Origin of the sequence: Deinococcus misasensis DSM 22328, assembly GCF_000745915.1 — a bacterium.
Classification (GTDB): Bacteria; Deinococcota; Deinococci; order Deinococcales; family Deinococcaceae; genus Deinococcus_C; species Deinococcus_C misasensis.
The window spans coordinates 17,115-31,957 of sequence record NZ_KN050783.1; the positions used below are offsets into that span (position 1 = coordinate 17,115).

Sequence of the window (14,843 nt, forward strand, 5' to 3'; positions counted from 1 at the left end):
AGAAGGCAGAAGGCAGAAGGCAGAAGGCAGAAGGGTTTGCGAAGCCGGGCCATAGGTGTTCTGGTCCGGCTTCGCAATGAAATTCAAGTCAACAAGGTCATCCAAGAAGGAATTTTCTCGCTGTGAACTGTGAACTGCAAACTGTGAACTTCTCAGAACCTGAAGAAGGTGGGCACAAACTCGTAAGCGGCATCTTTTTTGCGGATGTTGCCCACACCGGGCCATGCATAGTGGTAACCCACCACCATCATGCGCTCGTTGGCGGCCATTTCGAAGATTTTTTTGCGGGTGGCAGTGGCATTCTCAGGATTGCTGTCGAAGCCCAGATAGTGGTCTGGGAACATCAAAGACAGCAGGAAGTGCCCTCCAGCGTCGCCAAAGTGCATCAGTTTGTTGGTGCCTGAGGTGGCCAGCACAGCCATGTGCCCTGCAGTGTGACCGGGGGTGTGCACTGCGGTCAGGCCCGGTACAATTTCATCTCCATCTTTGACAAAGGTGAAACGGTCTTTGAACGGCACAATGTTGCGGTTGAACCCGGCATTGTTCTGGGAGGCCCAGAAATCATATTCCTGCTGCCCCATCACCAGTTTTGCGTTTGCGAACACGGAAGCGCCTGCTGCATCGGTCATGCCTCCGATGTGGTCGCCGTGCCCGTGGGTGATGAACACCGTGTCGATGTCTGCAGGGGTGAGGCCTGCATTGCGCAGGTTTTGCAGCAATTGGCCGTTGGTGCCGCCGCGTCCGGTGTCGATCAGCACCTTGTTTTTTCCGGTGTCAATCACCATCGGGTTGAAGTTGTTGGTGAAAGGCTCAATGGGGATGAAATTGGCCTGCAACACTTTGCCAAATTCTTCCTGTCTGCCGGGGTTGGCCCCCCAGTTGGGGAAAGTGTTTCCTCCGGTGGACTGTCCATCGCTGATCACCATGCAGGTGAAGTCTCCCAGTTTGAAGCGGTAAAACCCGGCTCCGTTGGTCAAGGCGGCGGTGGTGGTGCCCTGTGCTCTGGCTCCGACATGAAGTCCTGCAGCCATCATCATGGAACCTGCAGAAAGAAGCTTAAGTGTGTTGCGGCGAGTGAGTCCCTTCGTCACCTGTAAACACCTCCTGAATTTGGACCGGATGGTCGATCTACAGTTTTTCTGTGAAGGGATTTTAACAATTGGGGATTTGATACAGTTTGATGTTGAACTGTATGAGGGGGAACGATTGGGTGGGGCCTGTGGCCCGCCGAGGGCTTAGGGCCGAGAGCCGAGGGCTTTGTAGGAGCGAGGGGTGCCTCACCTGTTGCAGAAGGCAAGAAAGCTGTGGCTGTAGCACTGAAGGGCGCAGCACGCTGCGCCCCTACAAATGCCCTTGACCATTTTTGATACGTGCAACATGATGCTCTCGGCTCTCGGCTCTCGGCTCTCGGCTCTCGGCTCTCGGCTCTCGGCTCTCGGCTCTCGGCAAATGGGCGAGGCGTGCCAAGCCCTCCCACAGCCTTCTGCCTTCAGCCTTCTGCGGGCCGAAGGCCCATCGCCCCCAGAGCCTCCTCAACCTCATTCCAGGGCAAAGTTTCCGTGGCCCGTTCCAGTGTGTCTTCTGGCCCTTTGCCTGCCAGCAAAACCGTGTCCTCTGGTGCAGCATTCAGAACCGCGAACCGGATGGCTTCACGGCGATCTGGGATGGACTGGAAGTTGGGTTTTCCGGTTTCTCTGGCCCCCCGTTCCATCTCTTGCAGGATGTCCTCTATGGGGGTGTCCCGGCAGTCCTCCTCGGTGAAGATGGCCTGATCGGAAAGTCTGGAGGCCACCTCACCCAGAGGGGCACGTTTGAGGGGATCACGGTTTCCACCTGCCGAGCCCACCACCACCCAGAGTTTTCCTGTGGTGCTGGGTCGCAAAACCTCCAGAGCCTTTTCCAGACTGGGAGGGGTGTGGGCAAAATCCACAATCACTCTGGGAGCATGGCTGAGGATTTGCATTCTTCCGGGCACACCGGGAAAGGAGGCCAGTCCTGCTTGCAGTTCAGCAACGGTCAGACCCAGATGGTGGCAGGCAGACATGGCAGCCAGAGCGTTCAGCACATTGAATTGCCCGATCATGGGCAAAGACACTGCAAACCTTCCAGCAGGGGAGAGCACCTCAAACGCCAGACCAGAGACCTGCTCCTCAATGTTGATGGCCCGCCACTCCGACTCTGGAGAGGTGCCAAAAGTGGTGCAATTGGGATGGTCTTTCAATCGTCTTGCATAGGGATCATCCTGATTGAGGACTGCGAACGGACTGCGGTCTGTCAATTTGCGTTTGGCTGCAAAATAACCTTCCATGTCTCCGTGGAAATCCAGATGCTCGGGGGTCAGGTTGGTGAAAATGCCCACATCGTATTCCACGCCACGCACCCGTTCCAGTTCCAGCGCGTGTGAGCTGGTTTCCAGCACGCAGTGGGTGGTGCCCAGATTTCTCAAGTCACGCAGCAGAGACTGAATTTCCGGGCTGTCCGGGGTGGTCAGGTGCTGGGGGAAATGGTGCAGCACCCCGTCCGGCGTGCGGTAACCCACCGTGGACAGGAGTCCCGAGGCTTTCCCTGCCGATTGCAGCAGGTGGTAAGCCATCCAACTGGTGGTGCTTTTTCCATCGGTCCCCGTGATCCCGATCACCTGAAGTTCACGGCTCGGGTGGTTTTGCAGCAGGCAAGCCACATCGGCCAGGGCATGGCGGGCGTTTTGCACGGTCAGGTAAGGGACAGGAAGGGGTGCTTCGTACCCTTCGCCGATGATGGCAACTGCACCGTTTTGCAAAGCCTGCGGAATGAATTTGTGCCCATCGGTTTTGAGACCCCGCACGGCCACAAACACACTGCCCGGTTTCACCCAGGAACTGTTGTGGGTGATGCCTGAAACCTCTGGATTCTCAGGGGTGAGGGGAAGACCCAGCGCTTTTAACACATCATGCCACTTCAAAAGAGACCTCCCACCACCACATCGTCGATGTCATCGCACAGCTTCTCAATGAAGTTGGGGTCCTCGACAAAATCGATCAGGTCTCCGTTGATCAAATAGATTTTGGAAGCCGTGTACTCTGCAATGAAATTCTGGTACAGCCCAGAGAGGTTCAGCAAATACTGATCTGGCAAGGCTTTTTCATAATCGCGACCTCTCAGGGCAATGCGCTTTTTCAGGGTGGGCAGACCCGCTTCAATGTGAATCAGCACATCTGGCATGCGCAGTGCAGGCAAGATGCCCCGCAACAAGCTCTGGTAGGTGTCCCAGTCCCTCTGGCTCATGTGGCCTTGCTGGTACAGGTTTCTGGCGAACACCCATGCATCTTCAAAGATGGTGCGGTCCTGCACCACATCGAGGGTGCTGTTCACCACACTCAGGTGCTGTTCCAGACGTTTGGAGAGGAAAAACACCTGTGAATGAAAGGCATAACCGGCCATGTCCTCATAAAAATCGGCCAGATACGGGTTCTCGTCCACAGTCTCAAAAACCGGAGTCAGTTTCAGGCGTTCACTGAGCAGTCGGGTCAGGGTGCTTTTCCCACTGCCGATGTTTCCGCTCACTGCAATGTACATTGCAGGGCCTCCTCAATCTCCCCAAGGATTTTTAAGGCGTCCTCTGGCCTGCCCACAAAGTCATAATCGGCGGCATTGATGCACAGCACCCGCCCCGGATAGGTTTCAAAAAACCGGTCATAGTGCTGAGAGAGGTTCCTCAGGTAATCCAGAGGCATGTCCAGCTCAAACTCGCGGCCCCGTTTCAGGATGCGTTCTTTGACGAACTCGGGTTCGGCACGCAGGTAAACCACCAGATCAGGGTGGGCCAGTTTGGGTTTGAGTTGCGCGTAAAGCTCCTGATACAGGTCAAACTCATGGTCCTTGAGGTTCATGCTGGCAAACACGAAGTCTTTGTCAAACATGTAATCCGACACATGGTTCTGGTGAAACAAATCCCCCTGCGTCACATGCTGCAACTGCTTGAAGCGCGACAGCAGAAAAAACACCTGCACCTGAAATGCATAGCGGTCCATGTCCGCATAAAATCCCCCCAGAAAGGGATTGTCTTCCACGACTTCCAGCGTCAGAGACGCCTGATACTTCTGAGCCAGCAAGCGGCTCAGGCTGGTTTTGCCAACACCAATGAGACCTTCAGTGACCAAATACACGCTAGACATCTTACTGCGAATTTGTGGCCGAGGGCCGAGAGCATCCAAAAGCTGGTGCCAGAGCTTCAATCAAGCAGGGAGCGACCTTGATTCGCCAATTGCGTATCCATGTCTGCTCTCGGCTCTGTGCCCTCGGCTCTCGGCGGGGCGCAGCCCCTCATGTGTGCATGTGCAAACTGTAGGCCTTAAACCCCATTGCCTTCCAGAACGCCACACCCTGTTCATTCTGGGTCAGGACCTCGATGTGGATTCGGGCTTCCTGAAACACCTGGGTTTTGAGGCACTCAAAAGCCTGCCGCCCGAGGCCCTGTCTGCGGTAAGGAAAACCAATGAAAAACTGCCTCAGGTAAACGGTCTGGATGCGGGCATCAAAGGCATCGGTGCCGAATTTGTAGAGGGCGTACCCGACCTTTTCATCGTTGTGCATGAAAAAGGTGGCTTCCCATTCGTCGGTCAAAAAGCCCTGCATGCGTTCGGTGAGTTCACGCAGGCCCATGGGGTTGCGGTGCCCCTCGTCCTGAATCAATTCGCGGTTCAGTCGGGCGAGTTCGGGGGCATCTCCGGGCAGGGCTCTGAGCAGGTGCATGGTTGGCATTTTACAAAAAAGGGGCTTGGTGTTGCCGAGGGCCGAGAGCCAAGGGCCGAGGGCAAATTTGAACATGCAAGTGGAAACACTCAGGTTGGCCTGCTGGCTTTTGGTGGCTTTTGCTTTCGCTTCATTGCCTTCAGCTTTCTGCTTTGGCTTTTTGCCCTCGGCTCTCGGCCCTCGGCAGGCGCAGCCCCCATGGAGTACCATAAAACAGAGCAACCATCCCCACCTCAAATGCAGGAGAACCCATGGCAAACGAACTGAACCTCAACGACGTGGAAGTGGCCCCCAGAGTCATCAAGAGCTATACCCTGCAGTGGCATTACCCCACCAACACCCACCAGATCAGCGTGCAACTCGATGACAACTCCTGGCACCTGTTGACCGTCAATGACCCGATGGAATTCATTGCGATCACCACCATGTTGCAAAAAGGTCCGGTGTACCTGAGCAGTTCGGGTTTGCTGGAATACCGGGGAGAGGCACCCCAGCAGTAACCCTCCTGTACAAATCACCCCACAAACCCCATCCAGAAATGGTCAAAGTCGGGCAGGTGCCGCATACTGAAGGCATGCCCGACTTTTCACATGTGGTGACTTCTGTGGAGGAATTGACCCAAATTCTGGGTGGAGAACCCAGTCCTCTGGTCCAGAGAAAGAAAAGAACCCGTCTGGATGAACACGCCAGAAAGTTCATTGAGCATGCCCCTTTTCTGGTGCTGTGCACCTCCAACCATCAGGGCTTGTGTGACGCTTCGCCCAAAGGGGATCCCAGAGGTTTTGTGAAAATTCTGGATGACCAGACCCTTCTGATTCCCGAGCGTCCGGGCAACCGTCTGGCCGATGGTTACAAGAACATCCTGTCCAATCCACAGGTGGGATTGCTGTTCTTCATTCCGGGCAAATCAGAGACTTTCCGTGTAAATGGTATCGCGCAGATCATCACCGATCCAGAGCACCTGTCCACTTTGGAGGTGCAGGGCAAGACCCCGAAACTGGCTCTGGCGGTCACGGTACAGGAGTGCTTTGCGCACTGTGGAAAAGCGGTTTTGCGCTCGAAGTTGTGGGGCGATCAAAGGGACACTGCTCCAGAGGTGGACATGGCAGCCATGATTGCTGCCCATGCCAGCAGTGAACCCGAGCAGGTCCGTGCTGCCCTCGACGAGAGCTACCGGGAGCGCATGTATTGATGCGCAGGGCGGTGGTGGTGCTGGCAGCAGGCCAGTCGTCCAGAATGGGGGAGCACAAATTGTTGCTCCCCTTGCAGGGCAAAGCGGTGGTGCGTCATGCCGTGAAAACAGCTCTGGAAGCAGACATCGGTGAGGTGTTTGTGGTGCTGGGTCGGGATGCGGTTCAGGTGGCAGGTGTGCTTTCTGACCTCCCATGCAGTTTTCTGATGAACCCTCAGTTCCAGAGCGGAATGGGGAGCAGTTTCAGGGTTGCAGCAGAAATGCTGGGTCACATGGACCGTCTGGTGTTCATGCTGGCCGACATGCCTTTTGTATCGGTCAAGACCCTGAAGGAAGTGGCAAGTACAGAAGCAGATCTGGTGTCCTGCCAGTATGGTGCATTTCAGGCCCCTCCAGTGCAGTTTTCAAAACAGTTTTTTCCAGAGTTGCTCACTTTGCAAGAAGGGGCCAAACCCATCCTGCAAAAACACCGTGAATCGCTGGTTTTGATTCAGGCCGACCTTTCAGAGGCTCTGGATCTGGACACCCCGGAAGATTACAGCAAAGCGATTTCGAAGGTTTCTGAAGCTCTGGAACCGTGAAGGGTTTGGGTCAATTCCGCAAGGATCCCCAGAGCGATGGTGCGGGGATGGTTGCTTCCCAGATCAAAACCTGCTGGACCATGAATCCGGTCTGTGTTCTGAAAACCCAGATCTTGCAGGTAGGTGCGCAAGGTGCTGGCCCTCCTCTGGCTGGAAAGCACCGCCAGATAGCCCGCTTCGCTTTGCAGGGCTTCAGACAGCACCTCGATTTCCTCGGCGTAGTTGTGGGAGGTGACCACCAGAGCGGTGTGCGGGTCCAGTTCGGTCAAGCTGTGCTGAGCTGGATCATAAAATTGAGCCTCATAACCCATGCTTCTGGCCAATTTCAGCAGGAGGCCTGCAACCTGCGTCTGGCCCACCACCAGAACCTGAATTTCAGGGATCCAGCGTTCCAGCAGCAGGTTGCCTGAAAGCATCACGGTCTCAGGGCATCTGGAAAGGTCCAGACTGACCCTGCGTTCCAGGGTCTTCAGATCGGTGATCAGTACGCAGGATTTCCTCTGGTTCAGCAAGTTTAGAGCATCGTTCCAACTTTCAAAAACCTGTTCAACAGGCTCGATGAGCACGGTGAAGTGCCCAGAGCAACTGAGGCCCCCTTCCAAAGAATCCGGGTCCTCTTCGCCCAATTCAAGCATCAGGGGGGTCTGTTCTGCGATGGCCCTTAAAGCGTTTTTCTGGATGTCCTGATCTTTGCAGCTTCCGTACCCCACCGATCCCAAGCAGGTTCCGTCCTTCAGCACAAACATTTTTGCCCCCAGCCTGCGGGATTTTTGACCTCCGGTTTGGACCACCGTGACCAGTGCAAAAGGGAGCGCTCTGGCTTGCAGTGCTGCAAACTGGCCGATCAGTTCAAAGGGGGAAAGCTGCATTTGTCCCATCTTACACAGCCTGCATGCTGAACTTTGCAGTCCGACACACCCAGATTGCACACGGTTCAATCTAAACTGAAGGCAACCAGCAGGAGGCCATGTGAAACTGAACATCAACGGCAAGAATTACGAGACCAGCGCAGAGCCCTCCGACATGCTTGTGTGGGTCATCCGCGATGAACTCGGGTTGACCGGAACCAAATTTGGCTGCGGGATCGGGTTTTGTGGATCTTGCACCGTGCATGTGAATGGACAGCCCACCCGCGCCTGCATCACCCCCGTTCAGGCCGTGCAGAATGCCAGAATCCGCACCATTGAAGGTTTGAAAACCGCAGAGAACCTGCATCCTGTGCAGGAGGCTTTTCTGGAACATCAGGTCTTGCAATGCGGTTGGTGCATGAGTGGTCAAATGATGCAAGCCGCTGCATTGATTGATGCCAACCCCAGAATCACCGATCAGGAGCTTTTGGATGGCATGGCTGGAAATGCCTGCCGTTGTGGCAGTTATGTGCGCATCCGTGAAGCCGTGCTGGACGCAGCCCGCAAAGCCAGAGGGGACCGTTCATGAGCCCTCGCAAATGGAAGGTTTCACGGCGCAAGTTTCTGATTGGGCTGGGTGTGGCCGGAGGAGGACTGGCGCTCGGGTTTTATCTGGGCAAACCCGCCATGCAACTGGCCATTGCTGAAGGTTCCGAGAATGCCCTCGAAGCACAGGCCAAACTGCCCAAAACCCCGGATGCATGGTTTGAGATCCTGCCAGAGAACAAAATCCGTCTGTACCTGACCAAAGCAGAGATGGGGCAGGGCATCCACACTTCGGTGGCTCAACTGGCTGCAGAAGAGTTGGACTTGCAAGTGCCAGATCTGGATCTGGCGGTCAGCACCACACAGGTGGGTCCCAAAGACAGTTTTGGGACGGGAGGAAGCGCCTCGATTCTGACCTCCTTCAAGCCTGTTCGTGAAGCTGCGGCCACCTTCAAAGTGATGCTTTTGACTGCAGCCAGCAAGGCTCTGGGTGTGGAAACCTCCAAACTGGAAATGTCCCCTCAGGGTGTGAAAGTCAAAGGCACCGATCAATTTGCCTCCTTCACCGACCTTGGGGCCAGAGAAGACACCTGGGAAATTCCCAAAGGCAACATCCCTCTGAAAAACCCCAGAGACTTCAAGGTGATTGGCAAGCCCGTCGAGCGCATTGACTTGCCCAAAAAGGTCACCGGAGAAGCCATCTACGGTTATGATGCCCGTCTGGAAGGCATGCTGTATGGTGCGGTGTTGCGGCCTCCCACTTTGGAGGCCAAACTCAAGTCCGTAGACACCTCAGAAGCCTCCCGCATGCCGGGTGTCGAGAAGGTCCACACCGATCTGGAAAAAGGTTTTGTGGGTGTGGTGGCCAGAACCCGGCCTCAGGCCCGAAATGCGGTGAAGGCCATCAAAGCCCAGTGGGACGAAGGGAAACTCTGGCAGCAAGATGAAATCCTGAACATGATTGTTCCAGAGGGCAAAGGTGGCGTTTCTTTCCAGAAGGAAGGCAATGTGGCCAACGCCTTCAAAAATGGCAAGGTGATTCAGGCCGAGTACCGCTCACCTTTTGCCATTCAGGCTGCCCTTGAACCCCAGGCCGCTCTGGCCGATGTGAAAAAAGACAGTGTGAAGGTGTGGATGTCCATCCAATTTCCATTCCGGGTGTCCAGTGCGGTGGCCAAAACCCTCGGGGTCAAAGAAGAAACCGTGGAAGTGATCCCCACCTACCTTGGCGGGGGATTTGGCAGCAAAACCCACACACAGGTGGCCGAAGAAGCAGCCATCCTTTCCAGAGCTGTTGGCAAACCCGTCCACGTTGGCTGGGACCGTGCTGAGGAAATGACCCAGGGGTACATCCGCCCACCCACCCACAACAAGCTTTCTGCTGTGCTGGAAGGTGGAAAAATTGTGGCCATGGAGCACCGTGTCGGCAGTGGCGTGGTGGCCTTTTCCACCTTGCCGTCTTTCCTCGGGGCCATCATGGGTGCCGATTTTGGGTCGTACTCGGGTGGAAAAATCCGTTACAACATTCCCAATGTGCACGGCATTTCCTACAACCCGGTCTTGCCCGTCAAAACCGGATGGTGGCGTGGCCTCGGGCTGTACGCCAACACGTTTGCAGTGGAAAGTTTTCTGGACGAACTGGCTTTTGAAGCCCAAACCGATCCCCTGAAATTCCGTCTGGACCACCTGCCTGCCACCGAGTGGGGGGCCAGAATGCGCAAACTGCTGAACGCGGTGGCCAGAGCAAGCCAGTGGGGAAAACCCCGTGCTGCTGGGCGTGCTCTGGGTCTGGCCTGTGGCACGTTAAGTGAAACTTTGGTCGCCCAGATTGCCGAAGTGTCCTTGCAGGACGGTCAGGTGAAAGTCCACAAGATCTGGTGTGCCATGGATCCCGGTCTGGTGGTCAATCCAGATGGGGCCTCCGCCCAGATTCAGGGGAACATCATCTGGGGCCTCTCATCCACCCTCAAGGAAGAGGTGTCGGTCAAAGATGGCAAACTGACCGCAGACAACTTCGGGGCTTACGCCATTCTGGGAGCAAAAGAAGCCCCAGAGGTGGAGGTGATCCTGCTGGAAGACGGCAGCCAGAAACCCCGAGGGGTGGGTGAACCTCCGATTGCTCCGGTGGGCGCAGCGGTGGGCAATGCCCTGTTCAAACTGACTGGCAAACGCCTGCGTGAAGTCCCGTTTACAGCAGAGCGCCTGAAGCAGGCAGGCATCACGGTCTAGGATCGGTCTTCAACAAGGAAAAACTCAACATGTCCCAGTAACGGCCTTCCCAGAGGTACCATCCCCTGAGAAGGCCCTCTTCTTGAAAACCCAGTTTTTGCAGCACGCGCACCGAGCCGTGGTTCTCTGGAATCACCATCGCCTGAATCCGGTGAATGCCCATGGCGAAAGCGTAATCTGTGACGGCTTTGAGCGCCTCTGGCATGTATCCGTGGCCCCAGAACCGTTCTTGCAGGTCGTAGCCAATCACGATCCGGTGCTGCACGATGCTGTTGATGCCCACCGTCCCGATCATTTCTCCGGTGTCTTTGAGCACCACAGCCCAGCGTATTCCGGTTTTTTGCTGGTAACGGCTGTGCATGAGGTACAGAAAATCATCCACCTGCTCGATGTCCACGAAGGTGCTGGTTCCGTGGTATCTGGTCACTGCAGGACTGGAAAAAAGTTCAAAAAGGGCGTCCCGGTCCTGTTCTTTCAGGGCGCGCAACACCAGACGCTCTGAATACAGCACGGGAAACACTTCAAACATCGTCAAATCGAGCATGCTCTGTACTGTGTTCCCTGTGCACCTCAATGTCAAGTTTGCTGGCCACTTTCGCCACCAGATCCATGAAGTGCCTCGCAATGGGGGAGATGTGTGGTCTTCGGGCCAGTTGCACCAGAGCGGTTTCCCTGTGCATCGGAGGCAAGCCTTCCAGCTCCAGAGGCACCAGCAAACCCGCGTCCAGTTCGGGCTGAATCAGCATTTTGGGAAAGAAACCTGCGGCCAGACCAGAATTCACCAGATGCTTCCCCACCTCCATGGGCACATCCGCCACCTTGCGGGCCTGTTCGTTCAGGCGGTTGATGGCCAGAGGGGTCACCTGCCACCAGCGTTGCTGAAGCAGCAAAGGGCAACCAGCCAGAAAGTCTTCTCTGGTCCAGCTTCTTTGCTGGCTGAGGGGATGGTCAGGATGCACGGCCAGCACAATGGGTTCCACCATGCGCAGCAAAGGTTTGACCTCTGCCACCCCATAATCCAGAGGGGGGTAACAGATCAGTCCGAGTTCCACCACCCCATCGTGCAACTGCTCGATCACCATCCAGTGGTCCCCCTCAAAGAGGGTGCATTGCACCTCGGGAAAGCGCTCCATGAAGACGCCACTTGCTCTGGCCAGCAAATGGACGGTCAAGGAACGCAAAGCAGCCACCCTCAAAGCACCCTGCTCGCCACTGGCAGCCAGTTTGGCCGCATTCAGACCATCGTTCAGGACCGCCAGAGCCCGCCTTGCAAAGGGCAGAAAACTGGTCCCCCGTTCGGTCAGATGGACGGTGCGACCCCGGGTAAAGACTGGACCTCCCAGAGACTTTTCAAGGGCCTGAATCCGGGCACTGATGGTGGGCTGTGAAATGCCCAGCGCAAAAGCGGCTTTGGAAAAACTGCCTTCCCGCACGATGCGTTCAAAGGCCACCAGTTGATCGGTTTCCACCATGGTTTCAGTGTAGCCTGATCTGTGAACTTGATCCATAGAAAAACCTGATGGAAAAATTCGCATTCTGGTGGTTGAAGTCCTTTCAGAAGCCCATTAACCTGATGTCATCCATCATGTTTTCTGATTGAAGCATGACCCTCAAGGAGCTTCCATGCACATCCGAAACGCCCTGAAATCCGACCTCCTGGCCATCGTGGAGATTTACAACAGCACCATCGCTTCCAGAATGGTGACCGCAGACCTCGAACCCATCAGCATTGAAAGCCGTGAAGCTTGGTTTGAAGCCCACGGACCCGACACCCACCCCCTCTGGGTGATGCAAGACGGGGACCAGATTGCCGGATGGCTCAGTTATTCCGCGTTTTATGGCCGTCCAGCGTACCGCCATACTGCAGAGGTCAGCATCTACCTGCACCCAGAGTACAGAGGACAAGGACTGGGTCGCAGGTTCTTGCAAGAAGCCATTGACCGGGCACCCGAGTTTCAATTTCACACCCTGCTGGGCTTCATTTTCAGCCACAACCAGCCCAGCCTGAAACTGTTTCAAAGCTTTGGATTTTCCACCTATGGAGAGTTGCCCAACGTTGCTGTGTTGGACGGTCAGGAACGCAGTCTGACCATTCTGGGAAAACGCATTGGGGAGGACCTGTGATTCAGGAATTCACTGCAGAACAGATTCGCAGCCATTTTTCGGATTTTGCTGCCCTTCTGAGAGACGCTGTAGAGGGCGGAAGCTCGATTGGTTTTGTGCTTCCCCTCGCTGAAACAGAAGTGCAGGATTACTGGAATGGAGTCATCGAGGCCGTGCAGTCTGGAGACAAACGCCTGCTGGTCGCTCTGGATGAAGGTGCTGTTGTGGGCACCGTGCAACTGAATCTGGAAACCCGCACCAACGGCAACCACCGCGCCGAAGTGGCCAAACTGATTGTGCTCACCTCCCACCGCCGCAGGGGAATTGGCAAAGCGCTGCTGGATGCCGTGGAGGCTCTGGCCAGACGCCTGAACCGCTCCACCCTGTTTCTGGACACCGTGCTCGGGGATCAGGCGGAAAGGCTGTACCGTTTTGCGGGGTATACCTTTGTGGGATCCATTCCGGCTTATGCCAGAAGCACCAGAGGTGTGCTGGAGGCCAACGCGATTTATTACAAGTTGCTGTAGGGCCTGCGGCCCTGCCGAGAGCATTTGTAGGGGCGAGGCGTGCCTCGCCCTAGATTGCTTCAGCCAAAGCCCTTTTCGCCTTCTGCCAAGGGCGAGCCTCGCCCCTACAGTTCCCCTTGAAGATTTTCTATACGTACAGCACGATGCTCTCTGCAAGACATATAATCCCCCCATGAAGACCTTCCACCTTGATTTCGCCCATCCGGTTCCCGGCAGCACCCCCCACCAGAGCATCCACCGGGTGTCCTGGCAGGGGGCAGCAGTGATGGGCATCCTCAATGTGACGCCAGACAGTTTCAGCGATGGAGGAAAGCATTTTCAGCTTGAAGCTGTGGTGGACAGTGCCCGAAAAATGTTGGAAAGAGGGGCTCTGGTGCTGGATGTGGGTGGAGAATCCACCAGACCCGGTGCAGATCCAGTGAATGCACAGGAAGAAATCCGCCGGGTGGTTCCAGCCATTGAGGCCCTGCAAGATTTGAACGTCCTGATCAGCATCGACACCATGAAGCCTGAGGTCGCCAGAGCAGCCCTGCTGGCCGGTGCCCACATTGTCAATGACGTGAACGGCCTCGGTGACCCTGAAATGATCCGGGTGTGCGCTGAACACGGGGCACCTGCGGTGATCATGCACATGCAGGGCGAGCCACGCACCATGCAGAAAAAGCCCCACTATCAGGATGTGGTGTCAGAGGTGAAAGGGTTTCTATTTCAGCAGGCCGAAAAAGCTCTGGCTGCAGGGGTGCCTTCTGTGATGCTGGATCCCGGAATTGGGTTTGGCAAGACGCTGGAGCACAACCTCAACCTGATCCGGCACCTGTCAGACCTTGAGCCTTACGGGGTTTTGCTGGGGGTGTCCCGCAAGAAAATGATTGACCTGATTGCAGATGTGCCAGAGGCCAAAAACCGCGATGCAGGCAGCATTGCTGTACACCTGTTTGGCATTGAGCAGGGGGCAGCCATGGTTCGTGTCCATGATGTGGAAGGCCACTTGCAGGCCCTGAAAGTCTGGACTGCTTTAAAAGGTCAATAAAGTCTGACACAGCTTTTCCCTGATTTTCTTCAACTGGGCTACAGCTTTTCCCAAGGAAAAATTCAGGAAAAATCAAACCTTGATTAAAGGATTTGCCCCGAGTTTTCACGGTTGTGTTGGGCCCACGTTTTAAGCTACGGGCATGAAAAAGCACACCCTTGTTTTAGGCACTGTTGCCCTTTCCCTTCTGACCACCGCCCTTGCAGCCCCCATGATCAGCCCCCAGCGCATCATTGTGAACCCCCTGCCCACCGAACTGAAGGTGGACGTGTGGGTGGACAAATCTGGCACCAGCCCTGACTACCGTCCTGGCGAAAACATCAAGATCTACACCAAGACCAGCCAAGATGCCTACATCTACCTGTTCAACGTGGATGCCAGCGGTCATGTGGACATGATCCTCCCCAACAAATACGCAGGCGGTGGCAACTTCGTGAAAGCCAACACCACCAAAGTGTTCCCCGACGCCAAAGACCAGTTCACCTTTGAAATTGCTGCCCCTTACGGCCTCAACAAAGTGCTGGCTCTGGCTTCCAAGACCCAGCTTGACCTGAACACCCTCGCCCGTTTTGAGTCCCAGCAGAGTGGCTTTGCAGATGTGAACGCCTCTGGTCAAAAACAACTGGCCCAGAAACTGTCCATCATCGTGAAACCCATCCCTCAGGACAACTGGATCACCGACACCGCTTTCTACGACGTGGTTCGATAAAGCAATCAACAAAAGAGCGCTCCTTTAAAGGGGCGCTCTTTTGTTGATGCAGAAGGCCAGTTGCCGAGGGCCAAGGGCAAAGGAACGCCGAGGGCCGAGAGCCGAGGGCCGAGGGCTATAAAGGCTTGGGATAAAGCAATGAAGGGCGCAGCACGCTGTCTTGTACAAAACAGGAGATCACATGCTGGTCTCCTTGTCCGCTGCACCCCTACAGACGTTTCCCTTGACGATTTTTACGGTGTAGGACATCATGCTCTCGGCTCTCGGCTCTCGGCTCTCGGCTCTCGGCTCTCGGCTCTCGGCTCTCGGCTCTCGGCTCTCGGCTCTCGGCTCTCGGCTCTCGGCTC

At 55.7% G+C, this 14,843-nt stretch carries 17 protein-coding genes; 9 read left to right on the plus strand and 8 right to left on the minus strand.

What is annotated here, in order from left to right:
- Positions 1-152 precede the first annotated feature (152 nt).
- From Q371_RS24710 to Q371_RS24735, 5 genes are all read right to left on the minus strand, one after another.
- Positions 153-1,037 carry an MBL fold metallo-hydrolase gene (locus Q371_RS24710; protein WP_034346284.1) on the minus strand — a complete coding sequence of 295 codons (885 nt, stop codon included), beginning with the start codon at positions 1,035-1,037 and terminating at the stop codon, positions 153-155.
- A 452-nt stretch (positions 1,038-1,489) separates the two neighbouring features.
- A complete protein-coding gene (locus tag Q371_RS24720; RefSeq protein ID WP_034346290.1) occupies positions 1,490-2,941 on the minus strand; it encodes a UDP-N-acetylmuramoyl-L-alanyl-D-glutamate--2,6-diaminopimelate ligase in 1,452 nt (483 codons plus the stop codon).
- Positions 2,938-3,555, minus strand: a complete 618-nt coding sequence (locus tag Q371_RS24725) for a deoxynucleoside kinase (protein ID WP_034346294.1) — start codon at positions 3,553-3,555, stop codon at positions 2,938-2,940. The genes Q371_RS24720 and Q371_RS24725 overlap by 4 nt, the downstream gene beginning before the upstream one ends.
- The gene (locus Q371_RS24730; RefSeq protein WP_034346298.1) at positions 3,540-4,145 is read right to left on the minus strand and encodes a deoxynucleoside kinase; all 606 of its coding nucleotides are present in this window, start codon (positions 4,143-4,145) and stop codon (positions 3,540-3,542) included. The genes Q371_RS24725 and Q371_RS24730 overlap by 16 nt, the downstream gene beginning before the upstream one ends.
- Positions 4,146-4,302: 157 nt before the next feature.
- Positions 4,303-4,731, minus strand: coding sequence for a GNAT family N-acetyltransferase (locus tag Q371_RS24735; RefSeq protein ID WP_034346345.1), 429 nt, complete (start codon positions 4,729-4,731; stop codon positions 4,303-4,305).
- Between the two features lie 251 nt (positions 4,732-4,982).
- On the opposite strand from Q371_RS24735, the gene Q371_RS24740 reads away from it, so the two are divergent.
- The 3 genes from Q371_RS24740 to Q371_RS24750 all read left to right on the plus strand — a co-directional run bounded on the left by Q371_RS24740 (position 4,983) and on the right by Q371_RS24750 (position 6,504).
- Positions 4,983-5,231, plus strand: coding sequence for a hypothetical protein (locus tag Q371_RS24740; protein WP_034346302.1), 249 nt, complete (start codon positions 4,983-4,985; stop codon positions 5,229-5,231).
- A 74-nt stretch (positions 5,232-5,305) separates the two neighbouring features.
- Complete coding sequence (locus Q371_RS24745; protein ID WP_034346306.1) at positions 5,306-5,923, plus strand: MSMEG_1061 family FMN-dependent PPOX-type flavoprotein; 618 nt, start codon at positions 5,306-5,308, stop codon at positions 5,921-5,923.
- On the plus strand, positions 5,923-6,504 hold the full coding sequence (locus tag Q371_RS24750) for a nucleotidyltransferase family protein (RefSeq protein ID WP_034346311.1): 582 nt from the start codon (positions 5,923-5,925) through the stop codon (positions 6,502-6,504). Before Q371_RS24745 ends, Q371_RS24750 begins: the two co-directional genes overlap by 1 nt.
- Here the strand turns inward: Q371_RS24750 and Q371_RS24755 are convergent.
- Positions 6,459-7,373: an XdhC family protein gene (locus Q371_RS24755; RefSeq protein ID WP_034346315.1), complete on the minus strand. Its 915-nt coding sequence runs from the start codon at positions 7,371-7,373 to the stop codon at positions 6,459-6,461. The genes Q371_RS24750 and Q371_RS24755 overlap by 46 nt on opposite strands.
- A gap of 100 nt (positions 7,374-7,473) precedes the next feature.
- Here Q371_RS24755 and Q371_RS24760 point away from each other — a divergent pair, with 100 nt between their 5' ends.
- Both Q371_RS24760 and Q371_RS24765 read left to right on the plus strand, forming a co-directional pair.
- Entirely contained in the window at positions 7,474-7,941 is a 468-nt protein-coding gene (locus Q371_RS24760; protein WP_034346319.1) for a (2Fe-2S)-binding protein, read from the plus strand.
- Positions 7,938-10,127, plus strand: a complete 2,190-nt coding sequence (locus Q371_RS24765; RefSeq protein WP_051965234.1) for a xanthine dehydrogenase family protein molybdopterin-binding subunit — start codon at positions 7,938-7,940, stop codon at positions 10,125-10,127. The genes Q371_RS24760 and Q371_RS24765 overlap by 4 nt, the downstream gene beginning before the upstream one ends.
- Here the strand turns inward: Q371_RS24765 and Q371_RS24770 are convergent.
- Both Q371_RS24770 and Q371_RS24775 read right to left on the minus strand, forming a co-directional pair.
- Entirely contained in the window at positions 10,117-10,671 is a 555-nt protein-coding gene (locus Q371_RS24770; protein WP_084571655.1) for a GNAT family N-acetyltransferase, read from the minus strand. The genes Q371_RS24765 and Q371_RS24770 overlap by 11 nt on opposite strands.
- Complete coding sequence (locus tag Q371_RS24775) at positions 10,649-11,599, minus strand: LysR family transcriptional regulator (RefSeq protein WP_034346325.1); 951 nt, start codon at positions 11,597-11,599, stop codon at positions 10,649-10,651. The genes Q371_RS24770 and Q371_RS24775 overlap by 23 nt, the downstream gene beginning before the upstream one ends.
- Positions 11,600-11,750: 151 nt before the next feature.
- Between Q371_RS24775 and Q371_RS24780 the strand changes: the two genes are divergently transcribed.
- From Q371_RS24780 to Q371_RS24795, 4 genes are all read left to right on the plus strand, one after another.
- Complete coding sequence (locus Q371_RS24780; protein ID WP_034346329.1) at positions 11,751-12,251, plus strand: GNAT family N-acetyltransferase; 501 nt, start codon at positions 11,751-11,753, stop codon at positions 12,249-12,251.
- Positions 12,248-12,757: a GNAT family N-acetyltransferase gene (locus Q371_RS24785; protein WP_051965235.1), complete on the plus strand. Its 510-nt coding sequence runs from the start codon at positions 12,248-12,250 to the stop codon at positions 12,755-12,757. The genes Q371_RS24780 and Q371_RS24785 overlap by 4 nt, the downstream gene beginning before the upstream one ends.
- A 172-nt stretch (positions 12,758-12,929) precedes the next feature.
- Positions 12,930-13,787 (plus strand): dihydropteroate synthase, encoded by an 858-nt coding sequence (folP, locus tag Q371_RS24790; RefSeq protein WP_034346331.1) that lies wholly within the window; start codon positions 12,930-12,932, stop codon positions 13,785-13,787.
- A 142-nt stretch (positions 13,788-13,929) separates the two neighbouring features.
- On the plus strand, positions 13,930-14,496 hold the full coding sequence (locus Q371_RS24795) for a DUF4384 domain-containing protein (RefSeq protein WP_034346334.1): 567 nt from the start codon (positions 13,930-13,932) through the stop codon (positions 14,494-14,496).
- The last annotated feature ends 347 nt before the right edge of the window (positions 14,497-14,843 follow it).